The following is a 25,208-nucleotide window of genomic DNA, read 5'->3' as shown; positions in this document are numbered from 1 at the left end:
CTTCAAGCGGCCATGCCGCTGTGGCGCAGCAGGGCGTCGATCGACGGTTCGCGGCCGCGGAAGGCCGTGAACGATTCGAGCGCCGGGCGCGAGCCGCCGACGGACAGGATTTCTTGCAGGTAACGCCTGCCCGCTGCCGTGGTGGCGGCCGGTCCCAGCGCGCGGGCTTCCTCAAAGGCCGCATAGGCGTCGGCAGATAGCACCTCGGCCCATTTGTAGCTGTAGTAGCCGGCCGCGTAGCCGCCGGAGAAGATATGCCCAAAGGAATTCTGGAAGCGGTTGAACGGGGGCGGGATGATCAGCGCGAACTTGGCGCGCACGCCGTCGATCAGCTGCTGCACGCTCTGCCCCGTGCTGGCATCGTAGTCATAGTGCAAATGCATGTCGAGCAAGGAAAATTCCACCTGGCGCAGGGTTTGCAAGCCCGACTGGAAATTCTTGGCCGCCAGCATCTTGTCGTACAGCACGCGCGGCAGCGGCTCGCCCGTGACGGCATGCGCCGTCATGTGTTCGAGCACTTCCCATTCCCAGCAGAAGTTTTCCATGAATTGCGATGGCAGTTCCACAGCATCCCATTCGACGCCGGCAATGCCCGATACGCCCAGCTCGTCGACCACCGTCAGCATATGGTGCAAGCCGTGGCCGAATTCGTGGAACAGGGTGATCACTTCATCGTGCGTAAACAGCGCCGGCTGAACCTGGCCATCGACCACGGCCGGCTGCGTGAAATTGCAGGTCAGATAGGCGATCGGCGTTTGCACGTGCTGTGCGTCGGCACGGCGGCCGCGCGCATCGTCCATCCAGGCGCCGCCGCTCTTGCCCGCGCGCGCATACAGGTCCAGGTAGAACTGGCCGACCAGCTGGCCGTCGCGCTCGATGCGGTAAAAACGCACGTCCGGGTGCCAGACGGGCGCCGTATCGAGTTTGATCTCGACCGTGAACAGGTTCTGGATCTGGCGGAACAAGCCATCGATCACCTTGTGTTCAGGGAAATACTGTTTGACTTCTTGGGCAGAGAACGCGTAGCGGCGTTCCTGCAGCTTTTCGGAAGCGTACGGCACGTCCCACGCTTGCAGTTCGGCGATGCCCAGTTCTTCGCGCGCGAAGCTGGTCAACTCGGCCAGGTCCTTCTCGGCGAACGGACGGGCGCGTTGGGCCAGGTCTTCCAGGAAAGCGATGACTTGCGCAGGCGAGGTGGCCATTTTGGAAACCAGCGACACTTCGGCGAAATTGGCGTAGCCGAGCAGCTGTGCCTCTTCGTTGCGCAGCCGCAACAAGGTGACGATGTTCTGCGTGTTGTCCCAGTCCTCTTTCTTGCTGAAGACTTCGCCCTGGTCCGATGCCTTGGTGGCGTTGGCGCGGTAGATGGTTTCGCGCAGCGCGCGATTATCGGCAAATTGCAGGATCGGGTAATACGACGGGAAGTGCAGCGAGAATTCATACCCTTGCTTGCCCGCTTTTTCGGCGGCGGCGCGCGCGGCGGCCTTCACGTCGTCGGGCAAGCCAGCCAGGTCGCTTTCGTTCTCGACCAGCAACTTGTAGTCATTCGTGGCGTCGAGCACGTTTTCGGAAAAACGCGTACCGACGGCCGCGTGCTCTTCCTGGATGGCGCCAAAGCGCTCTTTCTTGTCCTCGGGCAACTCGGCGCCGCCCAGGCGGAAGTCGCGCACGGCATTCTCGACGATGCGCCGGCGCGCCGGCGACAGGTCGGCGAAATCGGCGCGGGCCTGCAATTGCTTGTATTTGCCGAAGAGAATTTCGTTCTGGCCCAGCTCGGTCAAGAACTCCGTCACCTTGGGCTGGTTCGCATTGTAGGCGGCGCGCAGTTCGGGCGTATCGATCACGCTATTGAGGTGGTTGACGATGCTCCAGGCGCGGCCCAGGGTTTCGGCAATCTGGTCCTGGGGCACGACGAGGTTGTCCCAGCTCACTTCTTCCATGGGCGCCTCCAGTTGCGCCACCGTGGCGCGCGCCTGGGCCAAGAGGGTATCGATGGCGGGCGTGACATGCTCGTGCGTGATCGCGTCGAAGCGTGGCAGGCCGGAAAAATCAAGCAGGGGATTGGTATTCATCGTCGGTTCCATATTAATAGGGCGGCAACGCCGCCCCGGGGTGATTCTTTAGATGCGCTCGGCAGCTTCTACCGTGTTCATCAATAGCATCGTGATCGTCATCGGCCCCACGCCGCCCGGCACGGGCGTGATGTGCGAGGCGACTTCTTTCACGCCGGCAAAATCCACGTCACCGCACAGCTTGCCGTCATCGTCGCGGTTCATGCCAACGTCGATGACGATGGCGCCCGGCTTGACCATGTCGGCCGTCAGGGTGTTGCGGCGGCCGACGGCGGCCACGACCACGTCCGCCTGGCGCGTGTACAGACCAAGGTCCGGGGTCGCACTATGGCAGATGGTGACGGTAGCGTTCGCTTGCAAGAGCAACAGGGCCATCGGTTTGCCGACGGTGTTGCTGCGGCCGATGACGACGGCGTGCTTGCCGCGCAGGTCCACACCCGTGCTTTCGATCAGTTTCATGCAGCCATAGGGCGTGCAGGGGCGGAAGCCGGGCAAGCCCGTCATCAGTTCGCCGGCGCTCAGGACGGAATAGCCATCCACATCTTTCGTCGTGGAGATCGCTTCGATGACCTTGTGCGGGTTGATGTGCTTGGGCAAGGGCATTTGCACGAGGATGCCGTGGATGGCTGGATCCGCGTTCAGGCTGGCGATGCGTGCCAGCAAGTCCGCTTCGGACAGGTCCGATTCATATTTTTCCAGCACCGAGTGGAAACCCACGTCGCCGCACGCCTTGACCTTGTTGCGGACATACACCTGGCTGGCCGGGTCTTCGCCGACGAGTATCACGGCCAGGCCGGGCTGGGTGCCCTTGGCCGTGAGGGCGGCGGCGCGCGTGGCGATCTCGCTGCGCAGTTTTTGGGAGAGGGCGATTCCGTCGATCAGTTGTGCTGGCATGGTAGGGAGGCTGTGTGGGAGGGAAAGGACAGATTATAAAGCCGGGCGGCGCAAAGGGGCGGTTTTGGCGCCAAGCCTTTAAGTTAAGCAGTGCCATGCGTTTAAAAGCGCAAGGCTTAACAACAGCGGGCCGGAAACGCGGGCCTGAGAAAATGCCGATGGCGGCGTTGCAGCTCCTTGCCGTACTGGCGTACTGTCTGCGTCGCCGCGCCTTGCCCTCGACATTTTTCAGGCCCGCTGGCCCGGTATGCCTGTGCGGACGACTGGGGCGTTAATGCGTTTTGCTGGTGTGCATGTTCCCGTCGTTTTTGGCACTTTGATCACCCTAATTTCCAGGCAGAATTTGCGGCAGTGCAGCATAAATTTCATAGGGCGATTTCACAATATGAAATGCTATATCGTAATTTGAAAAATAGTAAATACGCTGTTAGAATCCCCACACTAAACCGACTTAATAGTAAATAATCAGCGAAATACCGTCCGACAGCGATCCGGAAAATCGGGGTGGGGCGTTCACAAAGGAGACTCAACAGATGTCAGCTCAACTGAACCAGGTAACGACACAGATCGGCACCGACCCGGATATGCAGGAAACCAAGGAGTGGCTGGACGCGCTCGAAGCCGTTCTGGAAAATGAAGGTCCGGAACGCGCGCATTACCTGATGGAGCGCATGGTCGACCTGGCCCGCCGCCGTGGCGCCCAGATCCCGTTCTCCAGCACCACCGCCTACGTCAATACCATCCCCACCAAGCAAGAAGCACACTGTCCCGGCAACCTGGAATACGAAGAGCGCCTGCGCTCGTGGATGCGCTGGAACGCCATGGCCATGGTGGTCAAGGCCAACCGCGCCGACGGCGACCTGGGTGGCCACTTGTCCTCGTTTGCTTCGCTGGCGAACATGCTGGGCATCGGTTTCAACCACTTCTGGCACGCACCAACGGCCGACCACGGCGGCGACCTGCTGTACATTCAGGGCCACTCCTCGCCCGGCGTCTACGCGCGCGCCTTCCTCGAAGGCCGCTTGACGGAAGAGCAAATGCTGAACTTCCGCAAGGAAGTCGACGGCAAGGGCCTGTCCTCGTACCCGCATCCTAAACTGATGCCGGACTTCTGGCAGTTCCCGACCGTGTCGATGGGCCTGGGCCCGCACATGGCGATCTACCAGGCGCGCTTCCTGAAATACCTGCACGCACGCGGCATCGCCAAGACCGATAACCGCAAGATCTGGGCCTTCTGCGGCGATGGCGAGATGGACGAGCCGGAATCCCTGGGCGCGATCGGCCTGGCCGCACGCGACATGCTCGACAACCTGGTCATCGTGGTCAACTGCAACCTGCAGCGCCTGGACGGCCCCGTGCGCGGCAATACCAAGATCATCCAGGAACTCGAAGGCGAATTCCGTGGCGCCGGCTGGAACGTCGTCAAGGTCATCTGGGGTCCGGGCTGGGATGCCCTGCTGGCGCAAGACAAGGAAGGTATCTTGCAGCGCGTGATGATGGAAACCGTCGACGGCGAATACCAGAACTACAAAGCGAAAGACGGCGCCTACGTGCGCAAGCACTTCTTCGGCAAGCATCCGAAGCTGCTGGAAATGGTTGCCAACATGACGGACGACGACATCTGGCGCCTGACCCGTGGCGGTCACGATCCGCACAAGATCTACGCGGCCTTCAAGATCGCCCAGGAACACAAGGGCCAGCCGACCGTCCTGCTGGTGAAAACCGTCAAGGGCTACGGCATGGGCAAGTCCGGCGAAGCGCGCAACACGGCGCACCAGACGAAAAAACTCGACGACGAAGCGATTCGCGAAATGCGCGACCGCTTCTCGCTGCCTATCCCTGACGACAAGCTGGCCGATATTCCGTTCTTCAAGCCTGCCGACGACGCGCCGGAAATGGTCTACCTGCACGAGCGCCGCAAGGCCCTCGGTGGCTACCTGCCGCAGCGCCGCCAGAAGTCGGAAGAAACCCTGCCCGTGCCTGGCCTGGACGCCTTCAAGAACGTGCTCGATGCTACGCCGGAAGGCCGTGAAATCTCCACCACGCAAGCGTTCGTGCGCGTCATCTCGACCCTGCTGAAAGACCCGAACCTGGGCCAGCGCGTGGTGCCTATCCTGGTCGATGAATCGCGTACCTTCGGCATGGAAGGCCTGTTCCGCCAGATCGGCATCTACAACCCGAAAGGCCAGTTGTACGAGCCGGTCGACAAAGATCAGGTCATGTACTACCGCGAAGACAAGGCTGGCCAGATCCTGCAAGAGGGCATCAACGAAGCGGGCGGCATGAGCTCGTGGATCGCTGCGGCGACGTCGTATTCGACCAACGACCGCATCATGATCCCGTTCTACACCTTCTACTCGATGTTCGGCTTCCAGCGCATCGGCGACCAGGTATGGGCTTCGGCCGACATGCGCGCCCGCGGCTTCCTGATGGGCGGCACGGCCGGCCGTACGACCTTGAACGGCGAAGGCTTGCAGCACGAAGATGGCCACAGCCATATCTTCGCCGCCACCATCCCGACCTGCATGCCGTACGATCCGACTTTCAGCCATGAAGTCGCCGTCATCATCCAGGACGGCTTGCGCCGCATGATCGCCAACCAGGAAGATGTGTTCTACTACATCACGATCATGAACGAGAACTACGCCCAGCCAGGCATCAAGCCAGGCCAGGAAGAAGGCATCCTGAAAGGCATGTACAAGCTGCAGGAAGGCCAGGCGGACGCCAAGCTGCGCGTACAACTGATCGGTTGCGGCACCATCCTGCGCGAATCGATCTTCGCTGCCGAACTGTTGCAAAACGACTGGGGCGTGGCTGCGGACGTGTGGTCGGCGCCGTCGCTGACCCTGGTGGCCCGCGATGGCCAGGATGCCGAACGCTGGAACATGGTCAACCCGTCGAAACAGCAGCGCGTGCCTTACGTGACGTCGCTTATGCAGGATACGGAAGGCCCGATCGTCGCCACGACCGACTACATGCGCGCGTTTGCAGAACAGATCCGCGCCTTCATGCCGAAGGGCCGCACCTACAAAGTGTTGGGCACCGATGGCTTTGGCCGCTCGGACAGCCGCGCCAAGCTGCGCGAGTTCTTCGAAGTGAACCGTTATTATGTCACCGTGGCCGCGTTGAAATCGCTGGCTGACGAAGGCAAGATCGACGTGTCGGTGGTGGAGCAGGCGATCGCCAAGTACGGCATCGACGCGAACAAACCGAATCCGGTGACCCAGTAATCGTTGTGCGGACCCGATGATGCCAGGGCGGTGCGAAAGTGCCGCCCTGGCATGTGTGCGGGTCCATCTGACAAATAAAATAACGGAGCAAGCTATGAGCATTGTGGAAGTCAAAGTCCCGGATATCGGCGATTTCAAGGAAGTCGAGATCATTGAACTGATGGTCAAGCCGGGCGACACGGTCAAGGTCGACCAGTCCCTGATCACGGTCGAATCGGACAAGGCCAGCATGGAAATTCCATCGAGCCACGCCGGTGTCGTCAAGGAATTGAAAGTCAACGTGGGCGACAAGATCGCCGAAGGTTCGCTGGTGCTGCTGCTGGAAGTGGCGGACGACGCGTCCGCTCCGGCGCCTGCCGCCGCTGCGCCTGCACCGGCAGCCGCGCCAGTTGCTGAAGCTGCCGCCGCTGCCGCACCTGCCGCAGCGCCCGCCGCCGCTGGCGGGCTGGTCGAAGTGACCGTGCCCGATATCGGCGACTTCAAGGAAGTCGAAGTCATCGAACTGATGGTCAAGGTCGGCGATGCGATCAAGGTCGATCAGTCGCTGCTGACGGTCGAATCGGACAAGGCCAGCATGGAAATCCCATCGAGCCACGCCGGTATCGTCAAGGAATTGAAGGTCAAGGTCGGCGACAAGGTTGCCAAGGGTAGTCTGGTACTGGTGGTGGAAACGACCGGCGCCGCTGCTGCTCCTGCCGCTGCTGCCCCAGCCGCTGCGCCAGCGCAAGCTGCCGCCGCACCAGCCGCTGCCGTCGCTTCGGCGCCGGTCGCCGCTGCCCCTGCTGCTGCCCCTGCCGCCGCGCCTGCCGTCAACGGCAAGCTGGCGCACGCGTCGCCATCGATCCGCAAGTTCGCACGCGAACTGGGCGTGGACCTGGCCAGCGTGGGCGGTTCCGGTCCGAAGGGCCGCATCACCCAGGAAGACGTGCAGAACTTCGTCAAGGGCGTGATGTCGGGCGCTGTTGCCGCGCCAAATGCGCCAGCCGCTGCCAAAGGCGGTTCGGGCGTGGGCCTGGATCTGCTGCCATGGCCGTCGCTCGATTTTGCCAAGTTCGGCACGACCGAACTGCTGCCGCTGTCGCGCATCAAGAAAATCTCGGGTCCGAATTTGCACCGCAACTGGGTCATGATCCCGCACGTCACGCAGTTCGACGAAGCGGATGTGACGGACCTGGAAGCGTTCCGCGTCGACACCAACGCCGCCAATGCGAAGAACAAGGATGCGGCCAAGCTGACCATGCTGGCCTTCGTCATCAAGGCGTCCGTTGCCGCGCTGAAGAAATTCCCCGCGTTTAACGCTTCGCTCGATGCCAAGGGCGAAAACCTGATCCTCAAGCAGTACTACAACATCGGCTTCGCCGCCGACACGCCGAATGGCCTGGTGGTACCGGTGATCAAGGGCGCGGACCAGAAGTCGGTCTCGCAGATCGCCCGCGAAATGACGGAACTCTCCTTGCAGGCGCGCGAAGGCAAGCTGAAACCGGCCGACATGCAGGGCGCCAGCTTCACGATTTCGTCCCTGGGCGGCATCGGCGGCACGCACTTTACGCCTATCGTGAATGCGCCGGAAGTGGCGATTCTGGGTCTGTCGAAAGCCTCGATCAAGCCGGTATGGGATGGCAAGGCCTTCCAGCCACGTTTGATGATGGGCACCTCGCTGTCCTACGACCACCGCGTGGTCGATGGCGCGATGGGCGCGCGATTCTCCGTGTACCTCGGCGAAGTCCTGGCCGACATGCGCAAAATTCTGCTGTAAGGAGCGATTGATGAGCACAGTAGAGGTAAAAGTACCGAATATCGGCGACTTCAAGGAAGTCGAAGTCATCGAATTGATGGTCAAGGTAGGCGACACCATCAAGGTGGACCAGTCGCTGATCACGGTCGAATCGGACAAGGCCAGCATGGAGATTCCATCGACCCACGCCGGCGTCGTCAAGGAAATCAAGGTCAAGGTCGGCGACAAGATCGCCGAAGGCAGCGCCTTGCTGGTGCTGGAAGCATCTGAAGGCGCTGCAGCTGCCGCACCAGTGGCTGCTCCTGCGCCAGCGGCAGCACCTGCTGCGGCTCCGGCTCCGGCAGCAGCGTCTGTCGCCGCCATCCCGGCCGGCAGTTACAGCGGCCAGGTCGACATCGACGTCGACATGATGGTATTGGGCGGCGGTCCTGGCGGTTATTCGGCGGCGTTCCGCGCGGCCGATCTGGGCCTGAGCACCGTCATCGTCGAGCGCTACGCCACCCTGGGCGGCGTGTGCCTGAACGTGGGCTGCATCCCGTCGAAGGCGCTGCTGCACGTTGCCTCCGTCATCGACGAGACGGCGCACATGGGCAACACGGGCGTGACATTTGCCAAGCCGACGATCGACATCGACCAGGTACGCAAGTACAAGGAAGGTGTGATCTCGAACATGACGGGCGGTCTGGCCGGCATGGCCAAGGCGCGCAAGACGCAAGTGGTGACGGGCGTGGGCCAGTTCCTCTCCGCGAATCACATCGAAGTGACGGCAGGCGACGGCTCGAAAAAAGTCGTGCAGTTCAAGCAAGCCATCATCGCCGCCGGTTCGTCCGTGGTGAAGCTGCCCTTCGTGCCGGAAGACCCGCGCATCGTCGATTCGACGGGCGCGCTGGAATTGCGCCAGATCCCGAAACGCATGCTGGTCATCGGCGGCGGCATCATCGGCCTGGAAATGGCGACCGTCTATTCCACGTTTGGTGCGCGCATCGACGTGGTCGAAATGATGGATGGCCTGATGCAGGGAGCCGACCGCGATGCCGTCAAGGTGTGGCAGAAGTTCAATGAAAAGCGCTTCGACAACATCATGACCAAGACCAAGACGGTCGCCGTGGAAGCGCTGCCGGAAGGTATCAAGGTCACGTTCGAAGCGGCCGAAGCGGGTGCCACGGCGCCGGCGCCGCAAATCTATGACCTGGTGTTGGTCGCCGTGGGCCGCAGCCCGAACGGCAAGAAGATCGCTGCCGACAAGGCCGGCGTGAACGTCACCGACCGCGGCTTCATCGAAGTCGACAGCCAGATGCGCACCAACGTGCCGAACATCTTCGCCATCGGCGATTTGGTCGGCCAGCCGATGCTGGCGCACAAGGCCGTGCATGAAGCCCACGTGGCAGCGGAAGCTGCCGCCGGCCAGAAGTCGCACTTCGACGTCAAGGTGATTCCGTCGGTCGCCTACACGGACCCGGAAGTGGCATGGGCCGGCATCACGGAAGACGAAGCGAAAGCCAAGGGCATCAAGGTCGAGAAGGGCCACTTCCCGTGGGCCGCCTCGGGCCGCGCCGTGGCCAACGGCCGCGCCGAAGGCTTCACCAAGCTGCTGTTCGACGCGGAAACGCACCGCATCATCGGCGGCACCATCGTCGGCACGCATGCGGGCGACATGATCGGCGAAATCGCGCTGGCCATCGAAATGGGCTGCGACGGCACCGACATCGGCAAGACCATCCACCCGCACCCGACGCTGGGTGAATCGATCGGGATGGCCGCTGAAGTGTACGAAGGCGTGTGCACGGACTTGCCGCCACCGCGCAAGCGCTGATGTTTTAAGCGCACGTTGCAACATCAAAAACCCGCAAGCGATTGCGGGTTTTTTTATTTCCTTTGACCTTCAGCATGGTAAAGCGTGGCGCAGCGGTGTCATGTGAAAATTGGTGAGTATTGCCGCATGGAAAAAGTGGCAGAATGAGGGTCTGTCACTATGTTCTGCTTCAATAGAACGCGTGATTTTTCCAGGAATGTTGCCAGCGTGGGGTTCGGTCAAATTCCGCTGTACTGAAAGAGTTTTGCAACGATGAAAAAATTTACCGCCCTTCATATCGCCGATGTCCGTTTGTGTCGGGCTGATGAGCAAGAGCAAGCCGTGATACTGCATGCCTTGTACCAGGATGTGGCCGCTATCCTGGCGGCGGGCAAGCAGATCGATGCGATTTTCTTCACGGGCCAGCTGGTGGCGCCGGACGCCTGTGCCGGCACGACACCCGTGTATGTCTACGAATATTTCCTGCGCCCCTTGCTGCAGGCGGCCAGCTTGCCCGGCGCGCGTTTTTACCTGGTGCCGGGCAGCCGCGCGCAGGGTGTTACGGCGGCGGCGCTGGGCAATGCGGGCTTCAGTTTTTTCTCCGCCGATGAGCACGCCAGCGCCGAGCAGCGCGCGCACTACAAGAATATCCACGCCGTGTTCCACGGCCATCAGCATACGGGCGATGCCAGTTCACTGATGAAGTCGCTTGGCATCCTGTTCAAGAGCAATCCCGGCAGCCTGTACGGTGCGCATGGCCAGATGGCGGCGTTTTCCGTGCTTGAGTTCGGCACGGTCGCGGCAGATGGCGACGCGCCAGGCACGCAGTGGACGGTGTCGCTGCGCGAGTTCGACGACGTGAGCAAGAACTTCGCTCTGTCGGTGCTGTACACGCCGAATGGACAGGAAACGGGGCAGATGGATGCCGAGCATGTGTTTGCCACCTTGCTGCCGCAGCTGGCAGGCGAACGCGCTTATCTCGATGGCTTGCTGGGCCAGGCGGGCGGGCAGCAGCGTGAGGGCGCCGGCGTGGCTGCGGATGCGCGCGAATTCCTGATCGAGCTCGCATTCGTGATGTTCGAAGCCAAGAGCGTATTCCTCGGCGAAGCCGAACTGCAGCGTTTTACCAGCGACTATTGCGCTGTGAAGGGCTGGAGCATGGCCGCCGGAGAATGGCTGGCGCCGCTGTATGCGCAGGGCTTGCTGCTGCGGACCGATGGCCAGGTGGCATTTTCCTTCGATTATTTCCGCACCTATTTCCTGGCGCAGCGCTTTGAAACCTCGTTCGATCTGATGCGTTATGGCCCGGAACGGCATGATGGAAGTGAGTCTTCACTTAGCCTGGGTGGCACGTCGACGGCTCAGCCTTTCCTGCGCGCGCTGGGCTTGAACGAGGAGCGTGCCGCAGCGGCGATGCAGGAAGACGGCAGCCCCCTCGGCTGACTTCCGCGCCAGGCCGTCGCGTATCAGGCTGCGAGTGGCTTGCGCAAGGTGCCGCGCAAGAACAGGTCCAGGCTGAGCGCTACCTTGGCGCGCAATTGCGCTACATCGGGTTGGGCTTGCGGCGGAAACAGCAGGCGCGACATCTGATCTCCCAACAGGCAATTGAGCAGGTGCAGGGCCAGGATGGCGGGCGTCAATTCCGCGCGAAACAGCGGCGCGATGTCGGGACGGCTGAAAAACTTGCTCAGCATCTCGCGCGTCTGCCCCGGCCCCACCTTGTAAAACGTTTCCGCCAGTTCCGGGTGTGTGGCCGCTTCAGCCACCACCATGCGGTTCAGGCGGATGGCCGCCGGCATGGTGACGAGTTGCACGAACAGCAGGCCGAATTCGCCCAGGATGGTGGCCAGGGGCCGCATATCCGTTTCCAGCGCCGGCATGGTCGAAAAATAGGCGGCGCGGCGCAATTCCACCACGGCATTGAACAAGCCTGCCTTGCCACCAAATTTCACATAAATCGTGCGCACGGCCACATGGGCTTCGCGGGCGATCATTTCCAGGCTCACCTTTCCATACCCTTTTTCCAGAAACAGGCAGCCGGCCGTGTGCAGCAGGTTTTCCATGCGCGCTTCCATGTCGGCCGCGCGCGGGCGGCCGGCCGGCTTGCCGCAGCAGGAAAGCTCCTGGGCGGCGTCGGATTCTGTCGTGGTGGGCAAGGTATCGCTGAGGCCGGGATCGGACATGGTCTGGGTCTCTTTATAAGTTGGAAGGTAAGTGATGGCTCACACTGTAGTGCAAATTAAAATGAAATGCAATCGTTTCATTTCTTGACTTTGGTTTTTCTTTGCCCAATAATGAACCTATATCATTTCATTTTCGGAGCGAGTATGTCCAACCAGCCAGGCCAAGCAGAGCACAAGGTGCTGAGCGCCGTCCCACCCGCGGCCCCTGCCGCACCTTCCACGCCCGCCGCTTCCGCCAGCTCCGCACCACCCAACAACCGCGTCAAAATCATCGCCGGCCTGATTGTCCTCGTCGCTCTGGGCGCTGGCGCGCGCATGTGGTACCGCAGCCACTATTTCGTGGAAACGGAAAACGCCTATGTGTCCGGCCATGTGCACCCTGTCTCGGCGCGCATTTCCGGCGTCGTCACCAAGGTCTTCATCGACGACAATCAAATGGTGAAAGAGGGCGACGTGATCGCGGAACTCGATCCGTTCGACCAGCGCGTGAAAACCGAGCAGATCGCCGCGCAGATCGCCAGCGCCGAGCAGCAAGTGCTGCAAGCCGACGCGCAGATCGCACAAGTGCAGGCGCAAGCCAGCGCCGCCCAGGCGCAAGTGGCGCAAGCCGATGCGCAATTGCTGCGCGCGAAACAGGATGCGGAGCGCTATGGCCAGTTGTACACGAGCCAGATGAAAGCCGTCTCGAAAGCGGAACTGGACGGGGCCAACGCGGCCCGTTCGAGCGCCGTGGCCGACCTGGCCGCCCGCCGCGACAGCGCCTCGGCCGCCAAGGCGCAGATCGGTGCGGCGCAAGCTGCGCGCGACGTGGCCAAGGCGCAGGTTGCCGTGTTGCAGGTGCAATTGAAAGACGCGCAGCAGCAGCTGCAATACAACCGCATCCTGGCGCCTGTCGCTGGCCGCATCGGCAAGCGCAATGTGGAAACGGGCATGCGCGTGCAGCCTGGCCAGCAACTGACGGCCATCGTGCAGGATAACGTCTGGGTCACCGCCAACTTCAAGGAAACCCAGTTGGCCGATCTGCACCGCGGCCAGAGCGTGCACGTGACGATCGACGCCATGCCGGGCAAGAAACTGCTGGGTACCGTGGATAGCTTCGCGCCTGCCTCGGGCGCGCAATTCGCCCTGCTGCCGGCCGATAACGCCACCGGCAACTTCACCAAGATCGTCCAGCGCGTGCCCGTGAAAATCGTCTTCCAGCCGGCAGACATCAAGGCCATGAATGGCCGCCTGGTGCCGGGCATGTCGGTGATCGCCGAAGTGGAAGTGAACCAGCCCAATGCGGATCAGGAAAAGGACGCGCGCCACGCCGCAGCTCCTGCTGCTCCTGCCGCCCAGACCACCGCCCGCTAAGCTTCCATGAGCAGCCCTTCCACCACGCTGGCGAAGCCGCCAGCGTTTCCCGTGATCGACGAGAACGTCTCCGGGCGCACCTGGCTGGCGGTCGCCGCCGGCATGCTGGGCGCCTTCATGGCGGTGCTCGACATCCAGATCACCAACTCCTCGCTCAAGGATATCCTTGGCTCGCTGTCGGCCACCCAGGAAGAGGGCTCGTGGATTTCCACGGCCTACCTGGTGGCTGAAATTATCGTCATCCCGCTCACCGCGCTGCTGGCGCGCGTGTTCGGCTTGCGCACCTACATGATAGGTACCACTGCCTTCTTCCTGCTCTTCTCCACCCTGTGCGGGGCGGCCTGGAACCTGGAAAGCATGATCGTCTTCCGCATGCTGCAGGGTTTTACGGGCGGCGCACTGATTCCCATGGCCTTCACCCTGGTGATGCTCAAGCTGCCGCCGTCGAAGCGCGCCGTCGGCATGGCCATCTTCGGCCTGACGGCGACCTTGGCGCCGGCCATGGGCCCGACTCTGGGCGGGTATCTCTCCGAGCTGTATGGCTGGCCTTCGATCTTCTACATCAACTGGGTGCCAGGCGTGCTGCTGATCGCCGGCATGATCTATGGCCTGGACAAGGAGCCGATGAAGCTGGCGATGTTCTGGAAAGCCGACTGGCTGGGCATCTTCTTCATGGCCCTGGGCCTGGGCTGCCTGACCATCTTCCTGGAAGAGGGCAATTCGAAGGACTGGTTCGACTCCGGTTTCATCATCGCCTTTGCCGCGCTGGCCCTGACGGGCATCCTGGGCTGGGTCGTCACCAGCGCCACGCGCGCCGAGCCGTTCGTCAACCTGGCCCTGTACGGCCAGCGCAATTTTCTGGTCGCCACCGTGCTGTCGGCCGTGACGGGCATGGGCCTGTACGGCTCGGCATTCCTGCTGCCGCTGTTCCTGGGCCAGATCGCCGGCTATTCGCCGATGCAGATCGGTGAAGTCATCATGTGGGTGGGCTTGCCGCAGCTGTTCATCATGCCCTTCGTCGCCAAGCTGTCGTCCGTGGTGGACAACCGCATCCTGTGCTCGTTCGGCCTGCTGCTGTTCGGCGGCTCGTGCATGATGAATGCCTACATGGACGCGTCCACCGGCTACGACCAGCTGCTGTGGTCGCAAGTGGTGCGCGCGCTGGGCCAGCCCTTCGTCATGCTGACGCTGTCGAACTTCGCCATGAAGGGCATCGCACCGAAGGACATGCCGTCCGCATCGAGCCTGTTCAACATGACGCGCAACCTGGGCGGCTCGATCGGCATCGCCCTGCTGGCCACGGCCCTGAGTACCCGCGAGCATTTTCATTCGCAGCGCCTGGGCGAAGCGATCAATGCGTATTCCAGCGCCACGCAGCTGCGCATCGACCAGCTGACGTCGTCGTTCATGGCCAAAGGCTATGACGCCGTCACGGCCGGCAACCAGGCCTTGCAGGCGATCGACGGCATCGTGCGCCGCGAAGCGTATGTGATGGCCTACAACGATGGCTTCTTCCTGATCGGCGCCATCCTGCTGGCCTGCATCGTGCCCCTGTGGCTGGCCGACAAACTCAAAGCTCCCGGTGGCGGTGGCGGCGGTCATTGAGCGCCGCACGCAGCCACCTCAAGAACAAGAAGGTAATCATCATGCAAACCATCATGCAAACAGTAATGACGAAAATCGCGCTGGCCGCTTCCCTTGCCGTGGCGCTGTCCGCCTGCGGCAGCGTGGGCCAGGATTTCATGGCCCCGGCAAACGTGGCCGGCATCGACAATGGCGTTTTTCGCCACGGCGCGGCCGCAGCGGATGCAGCGCAGCTGCCCAAAGAGTGGTGGCGCATCTACGGCGACGCGACCCTGGATCGCCTGGAGCACAGCGCGCTGCAGGACAATCCCGGCGTGAAGGCGGCCGGCGAGCGCCTGCTGCAGGCGCTGGCGCAAAGCGGCACGGCGCGCGCCAATCAGGGCCCGAGCGTCAACGTCAGCACGGGTATTTCGAACTCGCGTACCTCGGCCAACACTTCGCAGGGCCTGGCTCTGGGCAACCGCTCCATCAGTGGTAATAACTTTTCCGTGGGCGGTTCGCTGTCGTATGAAGTCGACTTGCTGGGGCGTGTAAAACGCATGGTCGAAGCGGCTGATTCGCAGGCGCTGGCGGCGCAGGCCGACCGCGACGGCGTGCTGCTGATGCTGTCGGCGCAAGTGGCCAGCAATTACTGGCAGCTGCGCGGACTGGATGCGGAAATGGCGATCCTGAATGGCGCGTTGGGCACGCGCCGCGAATCGGCCGACCTGGTCGAGGCGCGCTTCAATGCGGGTCTGACGAATGAGCTGGACCTGGCGCGCGCGAAAGTCGAACTGTCGAACGCCCAGGCCGACCTGCATGAAGTCAAGCGCCAGCGCAACCAGCTGGAAAACAGCCTGGCCACCCTGACGGGCAAGCCGCCGTCGGCGCTGCAATTGCCGGTGGCCGCCGAGCCATCGAGCCTGCCGCTGCCGCCCGCCATTCCCGTCGGCTTGCCGGCCAGCCTGCTGGCGCACCGCCCGGACCTCGTTTCCAGCGTGGCGGGCCTGCGCGCGGCGAACGCGCAAGTGGGCGTGGCCGAAGGTGCGTTTTACCCGTCGCTGCAATTGACGGGCAATTTCGGCTACGCCTCCGAAAAACTGCGCGACCTGGCGCAGGGCGGTTCGCGCCAGTTCAGTTTTGGCCCGCTGGCCCTGTCCCTGCCGATCTTCGACGCTGGCCGCAACCAGGCCAATCTGGACTTGTCCAAGGCGCGCTATGCGGAAGCCGTGGCGAACCACGAAACCAAGCTGCTGACGGCCTTGCGCGAAGTGGAAGATGCGCTGTCCGACGTGGAGCAGCGCCAGTTGCAGGGCGACGCCCAGGCCCTGTCGCAGGCAGCCGCCGCGCGCGCCTATCTGGTGGCGCGCACGCGCTATGAGCGCGGCATCTCGACCTACCTCGACGTCACCGATGCGCAGCGCAGTTCGCTGACGGCGGACCGCGCCGCCGCGCAGATCAAGACCCAGCGTTTGCTGGCGAGCGTGGCCGTGGCCCGCGCGCTTGGCGCGGGTTGGGCGCCGGAAGGCGCGCTGGCCACGCTGGCCAAGGCTAACTAGTTACGTGAGCGTGGCCGGCGGCGGTGTCGCCGCTGGCCCGTAGCGTTCCAGCAGAAAATCGATGAAGGTCGTCAGCTTGGGTGTGGGCTGGCGGTCGCGCGCATACAGCAGATGCATCAGGCGCGGCGCCGGTACGTAATCCTCCAGCAGCGGCACCAGGCGGCCCGCCGCGATATCGCCGGCCATCAGGATTTCCGCCTGCATGACGATGCCGAAGCCGTGCAGGGCCGCCACGCGCAGCGCCTGGCCATTGTTCGAGCGGAAGCGGCTTTCGCGCACGGGGCTGCCGTCGTCGTCGCCGCTCCTGGCCAGGCGCCAGCGCACGTGGCGCGTCCACTGCATGAAGTCCAGGCATTCGTGGCGCGCCAGGTCGGCCGGCGTGCGCGGCGTGCCGTGTCTTGCCAGATAGGCGGGCGCGGCGCAGATCACCATCGCATACGGCCGCAGCACGCGCGCCACCATGGCGGAATCTTCCAGCTTGCCGATGCGGATGGCCGCATCGAACCCTTCCTCCACCAGGTCCACCGTCCTGTCGTTCAGACTTAATTCCAGGCTCACTTCCGGATATGCATCGAGGTAGTCGGCCATCAGCGGCGCGATGCACTCGCTGCCGAAGGACACGGGTGCCGTGATTTTCAGCTTGCCGCGCGGCGTGGAGCGCATCGCTTCCGCGCCCGTTTCGGCTGCCGCGATCTGCGCCAGGATCTGGCGGCACTGGTCCACATACTGCAGGCCGATTTCCGTCAGGCTTTGCCGGCGCGTCGTGCGCGCCAGCAAACGCGCACCCAGCCGCTCTTCCAGCTGCTTGATGTGCTTGCCCACCATCACGGGCGAAATCTGGAACGCCTCGGCGGCGGCCGTGAAACTGCCCGCATCGACGACGGCGACAAAAATCTCCATGCTGCGCAATTTATCCATATGCCTCGATTGCAAATTATGGGTTAGTAATCTTGTAAATTCTAGCGTATTTATTCCTTTTTGTAAGCGGCGCATACTGGCTCCGTCGTTCAACCCACACAAGGAAGCAGCATGAAAATCGTCATCATCGGCGCCAGTGGCACCATCGGCACAGCCGTCGCCGCGCAACTGGCGCAACGCCATGAAATCATCGAAGTGGGCAGCCGCAGCGGCACGCACCAGGCTGACATGGGCGACATCGCGCAAGTGCGCGCCCTGTTCAAGCGCATCGGCAAGGTCGATGCCGTCGTCGTGACGGCGGGCAAGCTGCATTTCGGCCCCCTGGCCGAGTTTACCCCCGAGCAATTCCGGCTGGGTCTGGACAGCAAGCTGATGGGCCAGGTCAACGTGGCGCTGGTGGCGCAGGAATACCTGAACGACGGCGGCTCGATCACCCTCACCAGCGGCATCGTGGCCGAGCAGCCGATCCGCTTCGGCGCGGCCGCCAGCATGACGAATGCAGCCGTGGAAGGCTTCGTGCGGGGCGCCGCCATCGAACTGGCGCGCGGCGTGCGCATCAATGTCGTCAGCCCCACGGTGCTGGCCGAATCGCTGGACGCGTATGGCCCGTTCTTCTACGGCTTCGAGCCGGCCGCCGCCAGCCGCGTGGCGCTCGCTTACAGCCGCAGCGTGGAAGGGGCGCAGACGGGGCAGGTGTACAAGGTTTGGTAGGCCAGCGCTGCAGGCGGGGGCGCTGGTGGATTACAATTTGCCTCACTTGGGGTCTGACCCCAAAATTTAACCGAGGCCCCATGAAAAAATTCCTGATTCCCCTGCTGATGGCCGCCGCCGTCGGCAGCGCCTGCGCCGCACCAGCAATCCCGGCCACCGCGCAACAACTGACCAGCATGAGCGCCCGCTATGCGCCCGTCGCACTGACCGCCGATGTCACCCACCTGTCTGCCGGCGACCGCCAGGCCATCGCCAAGCTGGTCGAAGCGGCCAAGCTGGTCGACGTATTGCAGCTGCGCCAGCGCTGGTCCGGCAATGAAGCCTTGTGGGCGGCCTTGAAGAAGGACAAATCCAAGCTGGGCCAGGCCCGTCTGAACTATTTCTGGATCAACAAGGGCCCATGGTCGGTGCTCGACGCGCACGCCTCGTTCATGCCGGCCAGCTATGCGGGCATGGCCATTCCCGCACACAAGCCGGAAGCGGGCAATTTCTATCCGCAGGGCGCCACCAAGGCCAGCCTGGAAACGTGGATGAATGGCTTGCCGGCGGACGACAAGCAGCAGGCGCAATGGTTCTTCACGACGATTCGCGCGGGCAAGGATGGCACCTACCAGACCGTCAAGTATTCGGACGAATACAAGGTGGAGCTGAAGCAATTGGCCAAACTGCTCGACGAAGCGGCGGCCGCCACGGACAACGCGTCGCTGAAGAAGTTTTTGACCCTGCGCGCCAAGGCTTTCCTCGACAACGATTACTTGCCATCCGACTTCGCCTGGATGGACCTCGATTCGCCCGTCGACATCACCATCGGCCCGTATGAAACGTATAACGACGAACTGTTCGGCTACAAGGCCGCGTTCGAAGCCTACGTGAATATCCGCGACCAGGCGGAAACGCAAAAGCTGAACTTCTTCGCCAAACACATGCAGGAGCTGGAAGACAACCTGCCGCTCGACGCCCAGTACCGCAACCCGAAAGTGGGCGCGCTGGCGCCGATGGTGGTGGTCAACCAGGTGTATGGCGCCGGCGACGGCAACATGGCCGTGCAGACGGCCGCCTACAACTTGCCGAACGACGAGCGCATCATCAGTGCGCGCGGCTCGAAGCGCGTCATGTTGAAGAATGTGCAGGAAGCCAAGTTCAAGGCCACCCTGACGCCGATCTCGAAACTGGTGCTGACGCCCGAAGCGCAGCAGGACGTGGATTTCAATTCCTTCTTCACGCACATCCTCGCGCATGAAATCATGCACGGCCTGGGCCCGCACGCCACCGTCGTCGACGGCAAGCCATCGACGCCGCGCCAGGACTTGAAGGAAGCATATTCGACCATCGAAGAAGCCAAGGCCGACATCACGGGCCTGTTTGCGCTGCGCTACATGATGGACAAGGGACAACTCAACGATACCCTGGGCCAGGGCGCCGCGGCCGAGCGCAAGCTGTACAACACTTTCCTCGCTTCCGGTTTCCGCACCCTGCATTTCGGCCTGACCGATTCGCACGCGCGCGGCATGGCCATCCAGATCAATTACATCCTCGACAAGGGTGGTTTTATTTCCCTGGGCGACGGCAAGTTCGGCGTCGATTTTGGCAAGATCAAACAGGCCGTGATCGACCTGGACCGCGAATTTCTGACCATCGAGGCGACGGGCGACTATGCGCGCGCGCAAGCACTGATGAGCAAGTACGTGGTGATCCGCCCTGAAGTGCAGGTAGCGCTCGACAAGATGAAGGCCGTACCGAACGATATCCGCCCGGAATTCGTCACGGCCCGTGCGCTGGACAAAGCAATGACTGCGAAGAAATAAACCCGAGACTATTGTCAGTGTGAAAAGCCGGTGCACTGCACCGGTTTTTTTCGTCTTTATTTATGAAAAGTTGCCAGTTTTTCCTTGTGGAAATATTTTCACCGCTTACTCTGCAGTAGTTGCTTCTCTTCCGTCCCGTCTATCCCATGCCAAATCCGCTCTTGCTGATGAGCTTGCTCATCGCTTTATCCCCTGTGCCCGCCGTGGCTGCCGCCCAGCTCACCGATCTGGAAAGCCGCTGGCTGCAGGCCGGCCAGCCCGTCATCGCATTCGCGCGCGCGCAAGGTTTGCCCATCGATATCATCGTGCAACCGCAAGATGCGCCCGGCGCCGTGCCGCTGGCGCTGGGCTACGAAGCGGGGCGCTGCAAGCTGGTGCTCTCCTTGCGCGGGAATGCGCAGGCGGACAGTGTCTTGCAGGGCGTGCCGGCTGCGCGCCAAGGCATGATGATGGAAGCGATGATGGCGCATGAAATCGGCCATTGCCAGCGCTATGCACAGGGCGACTGGCACGCCTTGCCACGCGGCTTTATCGAGCCGCGCAGCAGGCAGCGGGGCAAGTTGACACCGCTGGCGCAGGAGCTGCGCGAGACGCGTCGCGAAGAGGCCTATGCGGATCTGGTGGCGCTGGCCTGGATGCATGCACGCTACCCCGGGCAATACCCTGCTGTGCTGGCCTGGATGCGCGGCGTGCGCGCCGGCAGCGATGGCGCGGATGGCGGTGCAGGCAGTTCCCACGCCACGCAGGCATGGCTGGCGCTGGGCGATGGCAAAGGTACATTTGCTGAGGCCGCTTCACCATTTGAACAGGCGCAAGTATTGTGGCGAAAGGGTTTGAGCGGCGACAAATAAACGCTGATTTTTACGCGGATGACCTGTCAGCGTGTGTTGTCGCACGGAGCTTTGCGTGCGGCAGGGGTCTAATCTGGGCATCAACTAACCAGAGAGGAACCATCATGAACAAAATGATCGCACTCATGCTGGCCGCCAGTGCCAGCGCCCTGCTTGCCGCCGCGCCCGCGTATGCGCAGGATGCTTCGTACAAGAGCTTGACGGACAAGGCAACGGCCGACTACAAGCAGGCCAAGGCTGCTTGCGATGCCCACAGCGGCAACGCGAAAAAAGTCTGCGTGGAAGAAGCCAAAGTGGCGCGCGCCAAGGCCGAATCGGACGCCGTGGCGCAATACCGCAACACGCCGCGCGAACTGGGCAAGGCCCGCAAGGATGTTGCCAATGCCGAGTATGACATGGCCAAGGCCAAGTGCGGCGACCGCACGGGCACCGATAAAACCACGTGCATGAACGATGCCAAGGCGGCGAAAACGGCCGCGCTGGCGGACGCCAGCACGGGCGCCAGGGCCGGCTCCAACGTGGCGCAGAATCCCGCCGCCACGATGAAAGAAAATTGCGACGCCATGGATGCGACGGCCAAGGCCGCCTGCATGACGCGCAATGCGGCCAGCAGCACCAAGGTGGCAGTGGAAGACTCCGTCATTACCACCAAGATCAAGGCAGACCTGGTCAAGGACAATGACTTGAAAGCGCTCGACGTGCACGTGGAAACGGTGAATGGCGTCGTCATGCTCAGCGGCTTTGTGCCTTCCCAGGCGCAAGTGAAAAAAGCCGCCGACCTGGCCCGTGGCGTGGAAGGCGTGACGGATGTGAAGAATGGCTTGAAGGTGAAGTAATGTTTGGGGTCTGATCCCATTTCACAAGCTTGAAGCCAGGACTGGAGCCGCGCACCGCGACGTGGCTCCAGTTTTTTTTGATTGTATAAATTATGATCGTAATATAACATGAGAAAAATCCCGCCCGCTGGTGTGGATCGGTATCCACTTTTTCTCATGAGGGCAGCATGCTTTCCTATCCTGTTTCGCATTGGCTGGCGCGGCGCGGCATCCACTTCGCCTGGGTCATCGTCGCCATTACCTTCCTCACCGCCTTGACCTCGTCGGCTGCGCTGGGCTTGCCCGGCGCGCTGATGCAGCCCTTGAGCCGCGAGTTCGGCTGGGATGCCGAGCAGATTTCCTCGGCCCTGGCCGTGCGCTTCGTGCTGTTTGGCCTGATGGGGCCGTTTGCCGCCATCCTGATGGAGCGCTTCGGCTTGCGCAATGTCATCTGCGTGGCCCTGGGGCTGATCGCTGCCGGCATGCTGCTGGCCACGCGCATGACGCAGTTCTGGCACCTGGTGGCCCTGTGGGGCATCCTGCTGGGGCTGGGCTCGGGCATGACGGCGCTGGTCTTGAGCGCGGTGGTGGCGAACCGCTGGTTCGAGACGCACCGGGGCCTGGTGGTGGGAGTGCTGACGGCCAGTTCGGCCACGGGCCAGCTGCTGTTCCTGCCCGTGGGCGCCTGGCTAATCGAGCACTTCGGCTGGCGCACGGCCGTCATGCCCGTGTTTGCCAGCTGCGCCATCGTCGCCGTGCTGGCCTTCCTGTGCATGCGCAACCGCCCGCAGGACCTGGCCTTGCGTCCGTATGGCGCCGACTCGGCCACGCCCCTGATGGCGCCGCCTGCGGCAAAGATGACGTTTGCCACGCCTTTCGTAATCCTGCGCAGCGTGGTTTCCAATCGTACCTTCTGGATACTCTTCGGCACGTTTTTCATCTGCGGCCTCAGCACCAACGGATTGATCCAGACGCACTTCATTTCCCTGTGCGGCGACTCGGGCCTGTCCGCCGTGCCGGCCGCCTCCGTGCTGGCCATGATGGGTGCCTTCGACCTGTTTGGCACGATCTTGTCCGGCTGGCTGTCGGACCGCTATGACAACCGCAAACTGCTGTTCTGGTATTACGGCTTGCGGGGGCTGTCCCTGTTCTGGCTGCCGTATTCGGAATTCACCTTGTACGGCCTGTCGCTGTTCGCCATGTTCTACGGCCTGGACTGGATCGCCACCGTGCCGCCGACGGTGAAACTGGTGGGCGCCACGTTCGGCCGGGAGCGGGCGGGCATGGTGTTCGGCTGGATTTTCGCCGGCCACCAGCTGGGCGCCGCCGTGGCCGCGTATGGCGCAGGCCGCATCCGCACCCTGATGCTGACCTACAACCCGGCCCTGTTCGCGGCCGGTGCCGCCTGCCTCGTCGCCGCGTTGATGGTGCTGGCAATCGCCCGCCAGAAGGCGGCCGTGGCCACAGTCCAGCCTGCATGAAAAAAGCCAGGCCCGCGTGAGCGGAGCCTGGCCTTTCAAAAAGCGCGCAGCAGGATTATTTTAAATATTTCGCCAGCCAGCCCTCGACTTCGCTATAGAAAAAGCGGCTGTTCTCGCCCTTCAAGATCCAGTGGTTTTCGTCCGGGAAGACCAGCAATTTCGCCGGCACGTTCAGGCGTTGTTGCACGGCAAAGTTCATCAAGGCATTGTTGGCCGGCACGCGGTAATCGAGCTCACCCACGGTGATCAGGATGGGGGTGGTAAAGCCCGTGCCTTTTTCGTGATTGCCCGCTTGCATGACGGGGCTTTGATCGCGCCACACGGGCAGGTTCGACCAGACGGGGCCACCCGCATTCGTTTCACGGCCAAAACCGCCGTCGCTGGTGCCCCATTGCATGATCAAGTCCATTTCGCCCGCGTGCGAGACGATGGCCTTGTAGCGCGTGGTGGTCGCTTGCAGCCAGTTGGCCAGGTGGCCGCCATAGCTGGCGCCGCCGGCGGCCAGTTTCGTGCCGTCGATGAATGGGTATTTCTTGATGGCTTCATCGACGCCCTGGTTGACTTCGTCGCCCGGTCCCTTCAATGGGTCGAACTGAATCGAGCGCGAGAATTCCTCGCCATAGCCGGTGGAACCTTTGTAGTCCGTCAGCAAGACAACGTAGCCTGGCTTGGCCAGCAAGTGATAGTTCCAGCGCAGCACGAACTGGTCGCGCCACATGCTGGCCGCGCCGCCGTGGATGACGGTCAACAGCGGGTATTTCTTGTTCGGATCAAAATTGGCGGGCTTGACGAGCATATTGTGGATCTGGTGGCCATCGGCCGTGGTGAACCAGAAGTGCTCGGGCGCCTGCCAATCGATCTTGCTCGCTTTCTCCGTGTTGAAGGCCGTCAGGCGCTTTGGCTGCTTGCCGTTGAGCGCATAGATTTCCGGCGGGTTGATGGCGGACTCCCACACGCCGACCAAAGCCTTGCCGCCGCTGCTCAGCGAATTGATGCTGCCCGTCGGCAAGGATGGCTCCTCGCGCACGTCGCCACCCTTGGCATCGATCGAGTACAGCTTTTCCAGGCCCGCGTGTTCATAGCTGAAAATGACGCGCTTGCCGCCTTCGGGCAGCACGAAGCGCGAAATAGACCGGTCCAGCTTGGCTGTCAATATCGTCGGTGCAGGGTTGCTCATCGGCCAGGCAAAGCTGGCCAGGCGTTTCACGTCATACACTTTACCGGACGTTTGCGCATCGCTCAAGGCGAACAGGGTCTTGCCGTCGGCCGAAAATTTCAAGGAACCGTAGCTGTGCTTGTCCTGCGTCAAACGCTGCGCTTCGCCGCCCGCCACGGGCAGCAGATACAGTTGCGAATACACGGCTTCGCGCTGGGCCGCGTCGCGGTTGGTGGCCGCGTTGAAGACGACGGCCTTGCCATCTGGCGTCCAGACGGCGTCCAAGGATTGTCCTTCATCGCCCTGGCCGCCGCCAAAGCCCGGCAGGGTGACCAATTGCGTGCCCGACAGAATGTCGCGCGCGGTGTTGTCACCTCGTGCTGCGGCGTCGGCGTCGATGACGAACAGACGCACTTGCTTGTCGGTCAGCCATTTGTCGAAGTAGCGGGGCGCCGTCGTTTCATATGAACGGGCGCTGACTTTGCGTTCCTTGCGCTCCTTGGCGCTTTGCTTGACGTCGCTTTCCGTCTTGTTGCCTGGATAGATGTCGCTGATGAACAGCAATTGCTTGCCATCCGGACTCCATTTCGGCATGCGCGCGCCCAGGGTGAGCGAGGTCAGGCGCTGCGCTTCGCCACCGGCGGCCACGTCGAGGCGGTAAATCTGTCCCGCTTCATCGCCGTCGCGCTTGGCGACGAAGACCAGCTGGCGGCTGTCCGGCGACCAGGCCACGGCGCCTTCGCCGCTTTTGGAATAGGTCAGGCGGCGCGCGGGGCTGTCGTCAAGCAGCGATTTGATCCACAGGTCCGACCATTGATCTTGGCTAGAGTAGGCACTGTCGACGACGGAAAACACGGCCCATCGCCCGTCCGGGCTGGCGACGGGCGCGCCCACGCGTTTCATCAGCCATACGTCTTCATGCGTGATGGCGTGTCTGGCTTGCGCTTGTGGGGCGGCAACTGGTATAGCCGCCGTGGTATCGGCGGCGTGGATGGTCGTTGCCATCGAGGCGCAGGCTGCTGCGATCAGCAGGGAGCCGAGGGAACGGCGAAGACGGGGTAAGGTCATGGGCGTGGTCCGGGAAGTGAAA

17 protein-coding genes are annotated in these 25,208 nt (G+C 62.4%); 12 read left to right on the top strand and 5 right to left on the bottom strand.

Annotation, left to right across the window (positions count from 1 at the left end; genetic code table 11):
• Window positions 1-2: 2 nt before the first annotated feature.
• Complete coding sequence (locus CNX70_RS24020) at window positions 3-2,072, bottom strand: M3 family metallopeptidase (RefSeq protein ID WP_096237596.1); 2,070 nt, start codon at window positions 2,070-2,072, stop codon at window positions 3-5.
• Between the two features lie 48 nt (window positions 2,073-2,120).
• Window positions 2,121-2,966, bottom strand: coding sequence for a bifunctional methylenetetrahydrofolate dehydrogenase/methenyltetrahydrofolate cyclohydrolase FolD (gene folD, locus CNX70_RS24015; RefSeq protein ID WP_096237595.1), 846 nt, complete (start codon window positions 2,964-2,966; stop codon window positions 2,121-2,123).
• Between the two features lie 533 nt (window positions 2,967-3,499).
• Here folD and aceE point away from each other — a divergent pair.
• The 4 genes from aceE (at window position 3,500) to CNX70_RS23995 (ending at window position 11,166) form a co-directional block, all read left to right on the top strand.
• Complete coding sequence (gene aceE, locus CNX70_RS24010) at window positions 3,500-6,196, top strand: pyruvate dehydrogenase (acetyl-transferring), homodimeric type (protein WP_096237594.1); 2,697 nt, start codon at window positions 3,500-3,502, stop codon at window positions 6,194-6,196.
• A gap of 94 nt (window positions 6,197-6,290) precedes the next feature.
• Window positions 6,291-7,952, top strand: coding sequence for a dihydrolipoyllysine-residue acetyltransferase (gene aceF / locus CNX70_RS24005; protein ID WP_096237593.1), 1,662 nt, complete (start codon window positions 6,291-6,293; stop codon window positions 7,950-7,952).
• A gap of 10 nt (window positions 7,953-7,962) precedes the next feature.
• A complete protein-coding gene (lpdA, locus tag CNX70_RS24000; protein WP_096237592.1) occupies window positions 7,963-9,744 on the top strand; it encodes a dihydrolipoyl dehydrogenase in 1,782 nt (593 codons plus the stop codon).
• A 321-nt stretch (window positions 9,745-10,065) separates the two neighbouring features.
• Window positions 10,066-11,166, top strand: coding sequence for an STAND family AAA ATPase (locus CNX70_RS23995; protein WP_157751256.1), 1,101 nt, complete (start codon window positions 10,066-10,068; stop codon window positions 11,164-11,166).
• A 23-nt stretch (window positions 11,167-11,189) separates the two neighbouring features.
• Here CNX70_RS23995 and CNX70_RS23990 read toward each other — a convergent pair whose 3' ends face one another.
• Complete coding sequence (locus tag CNX70_RS23990; RefSeq protein WP_096237590.1) at window positions 11,190-11,906, bottom strand: TetR/AcrR family transcriptional regulator; 717 nt, start codon at window positions 11,904-11,906, stop codon at window positions 11,190-11,192.
• A 144-nt stretch (window positions 11,907-12,050) separates the two neighbouring features.
• Between CNX70_RS23990 and CNX70_RS23985 the strand changes: the two genes are divergently transcribed.
• From CNX70_RS23985 to CNX70_RS23975, 3 genes are read left to right on the top strand one after another with little or no spacing between them, the layout of a single operon-like run.
• Window positions 12,051-13,259 (top strand): HlyD family secretion protein, encoded by a 1,209-nt coding sequence (locus CNX70_RS23985; protein WP_096237589.1) that lies wholly within the window; start codon window positions 12,051-12,053, stop codon window positions 13,257-13,259.
• 6 nt (window positions 13,260-13,265) lie between these two features.
• A complete protein-coding gene (locus CNX70_RS23980) occupies window positions 13,266-14,864 on the top strand; it encodes a DHA2 family efflux MFS transporter permease subunit (RefSeq protein WP_096237588.1) in 1,599 nt (532 codons plus the stop codon).
• Window positions 14,865-14,905: 41 nt separating this feature from the next.
• Complete coding sequence (locus CNX70_RS23975; protein ID WP_244198938.1) at window positions 14,906-16,381, top strand: efflux transporter outer membrane subunit; 1,476 nt, start codon at window positions 14,906-14,908, stop codon at window positions 16,379-16,381.
• Here CNX70_RS23975 and CNX70_RS23970 read toward each other — a convergent pair whose 3' ends face one another.
• Window positions 16,382-17,299, bottom strand: a complete 918-nt coding sequence (locus CNX70_RS23970; protein ID WP_096237587.1) for a LysR family transcriptional regulator — start codon at window positions 17,297-17,299, stop codon at window positions 16,382-16,384. It abuts the gene before it with no gap.
• Window positions 17,300-17,410: 111 nt separating this feature from the next.
• On the opposite strand from CNX70_RS23970, the gene CNX70_RS23965 reads away from it, so the two are divergent.
• From CNX70_RS23965 to CNX70_RS23945, 5 genes are all read left to right on the top strand, one after another.
• The gene (locus CNX70_RS23965) at window positions 17,411-18,010 is read left to right on the top strand and encodes a short chain dehydrogenase (protein ID WP_096237586.1); all 600 of its coding nucleotides are present in this window, start codon (window positions 17,411-17,413) and stop codon (window positions 18,008-18,010) included.
• Between the two features lie 80 nt (window positions 18,011-18,090).
• On the top strand, window positions 18,091-19,815 hold the full coding sequence (locus CNX70_RS23960) for a dipeptidyl-peptidase 3 family protein (protein ID WP_096237585.1): 1,725 nt from the start codon (window positions 18,091-18,093) through the stop codon (window positions 19,813-19,815).
• A 146-nt stretch (window positions 19,816-19,961) separates the two neighbouring features.
• The gene (locus CNX70_RS23955; RefSeq protein ID WP_244198937.1) at window positions 19,962-20,666 is read left to right on the top strand and encodes a hypothetical protein; all 705 of its coding nucleotides are present in this window, start codon (window positions 19,962-19,964) and stop codon (window positions 20,664-20,666) included.
• 104 nt (window positions 20,667-20,770) lie between these two features.
• Entirely contained in the window at window positions 20,771-21,502 is a 732-nt protein-coding gene (locus CNX70_RS23950) for a BON domain-containing protein (RefSeq protein WP_096237584.1), read from the top strand.
• A 167-nt stretch (window positions 21,503-21,669) separates the two neighbouring features.
• Window positions 21,670-22,962: an MFS transporter gene (locus CNX70_RS23945; RefSeq protein WP_096237583.1), complete on the top strand. Its 1,293-nt coding sequence runs from the start codon at window positions 21,670-21,672 to the stop codon at window positions 22,960-22,962.
• A 55-nt stretch (window positions 22,963-23,017) separates the two neighbouring features.
• Here the strand turns inward: CNX70_RS23945 and CNX70_RS23940 are convergent, their stop codons facing one another.
• Window positions 23,018-25,186: an alpha/beta hydrolase family protein gene (locus CNX70_RS23940; protein WP_096237582.1), complete on the bottom strand. Its 2,169-nt coding sequence runs from the start codon at window positions 25,184-25,186 to the stop codon at window positions 23,018-23,020.
• Window positions 25,187-25,208: the final 22 nt, after the last annotated feature.

Origin of the sequence: Janthinobacterium svalbardense (assembly GCF_002327145.1) — a bacterium.
In the GTDB taxonomy this organism is placed as follows: domain Bacteria; phylum Pseudomonadota; class Gammaproteobacteria; order Burkholderiales; family Burkholderiaceae_D; genus Janthinobacterium; species Janthinobacterium tructae.
The sequence above is the reverse complement of the archived record's forward strand: the minus strand, read 5'-3'. Positions and strand labels throughout refer to the sequence as shown.

Bases quoted from the DNA above. Each gene is read 5' to 3' on its own strand.
- CNX70_RS23955 (WP_244198937.1), top strand. From the start codon at position 19,962: ATGCCAAATCCGCTCTTGCTGATGAGCTTGCTCATCGCTTTATCCCCT.
- aceF (WP_096237593.1), top strand. From the start codon at position 6,291: ATGAGCATTGTGGAAGTCAAAGTCCCGGATATCGGCGATTTCAAGGAA.
- aceE (WP_096237594.1), top strand. From the start codon at position 3,500: ATGTCAGCTCAACTGAACCAGGTAACGACACAGATCGGCACCGACCCG.
- CNX70_RS23960 (WP_096237585.1), top strand. From the start codon at position 18,091: ATGAAAAAATTCCTGATTCCCCTGCTGATGGCCGCCGCCGTCGGCAGC.
- CNX70_RS23940 (WP_096237582.1), bottom strand. From the start codon at position 25,186: ATGACCTTACCCCGTCTTCGCCGTTCCCTCGGCTCCCTGCTGATCGCA.
- CNX70_RS23985 (WP_096237589.1), top strand. From the start codon at position 12,051: ATGTCCAACCAGCCAGGCCAAGCAGAGCACAAGGTGCTGAGCGCCGTC.
- CNX70_RS23980 (WP_096237588.1), top strand. From the start codon at position 13,266: ATGAGCAGCCCTTCCACCACGCTGGCGAAGCCGCCAGCGTTTCCCGTG.
- CNX70_RS23945 (WP_096237583.1), top strand. From the start codon at position 21,670: ATGCTTTCCTATCCTGTTTCGCATTGGCTGGCGCGGCGCGGCATCCAC.
- CNX70_RS23970 (WP_096237587.1), bottom strand. From the start codon at position 17,299: ATGGATAAATTGCGCAGCATGGAGATTTTTGTCGCCGTCGTCGATGCG.
- lpdA (WP_096237592.1), top strand. From the start codon at position 7,963: ATGAGCACAGTAGAGGTAAAAGTACCGAATATCGGCGACTTCAAGGAA.
- CNX70_RS23950 (WP_096237584.1), top strand. From the start codon at position 20,771: ATGAACAAAATGATCGCACTCATGCTGGCCGCCAGTGCCAGCGCCCTG.
- CNX70_RS23965 (WP_096237586.1), top strand. From the start codon at position 17,411: ATGAAAATCGTCATCATCGGCGCCAGTGGCACCATCGGCACAGCCGTC.
- CNX70_RS24020 (WP_096237596.1), bottom strand. From the start codon at position 2,072: ATGAATACCAATCCCCTGCTTGATTTTTCCGGCCTGCCACGCTTCGAC.
- CNX70_RS23990 (WP_096237590.1), bottom strand. From the start codon at position 11,906: ATGTCCGATCCCGGCCTCAGCGATACCTTGCCCACCACGACAGAATCC.
- folD (WP_096237595.1), bottom strand. From the start codon at position 2,966: ATGCCAGCACAACTGATCGACGGAATCGCCCTCTCCCAAAAACTGCGC.
- CNX70_RS23975 (WP_244198938.1), top strand. From the start codon at position 14,906: ATGCAAACCATCATGCAAACAGTAATGACGAAAATCGCGCTGGCCGCT.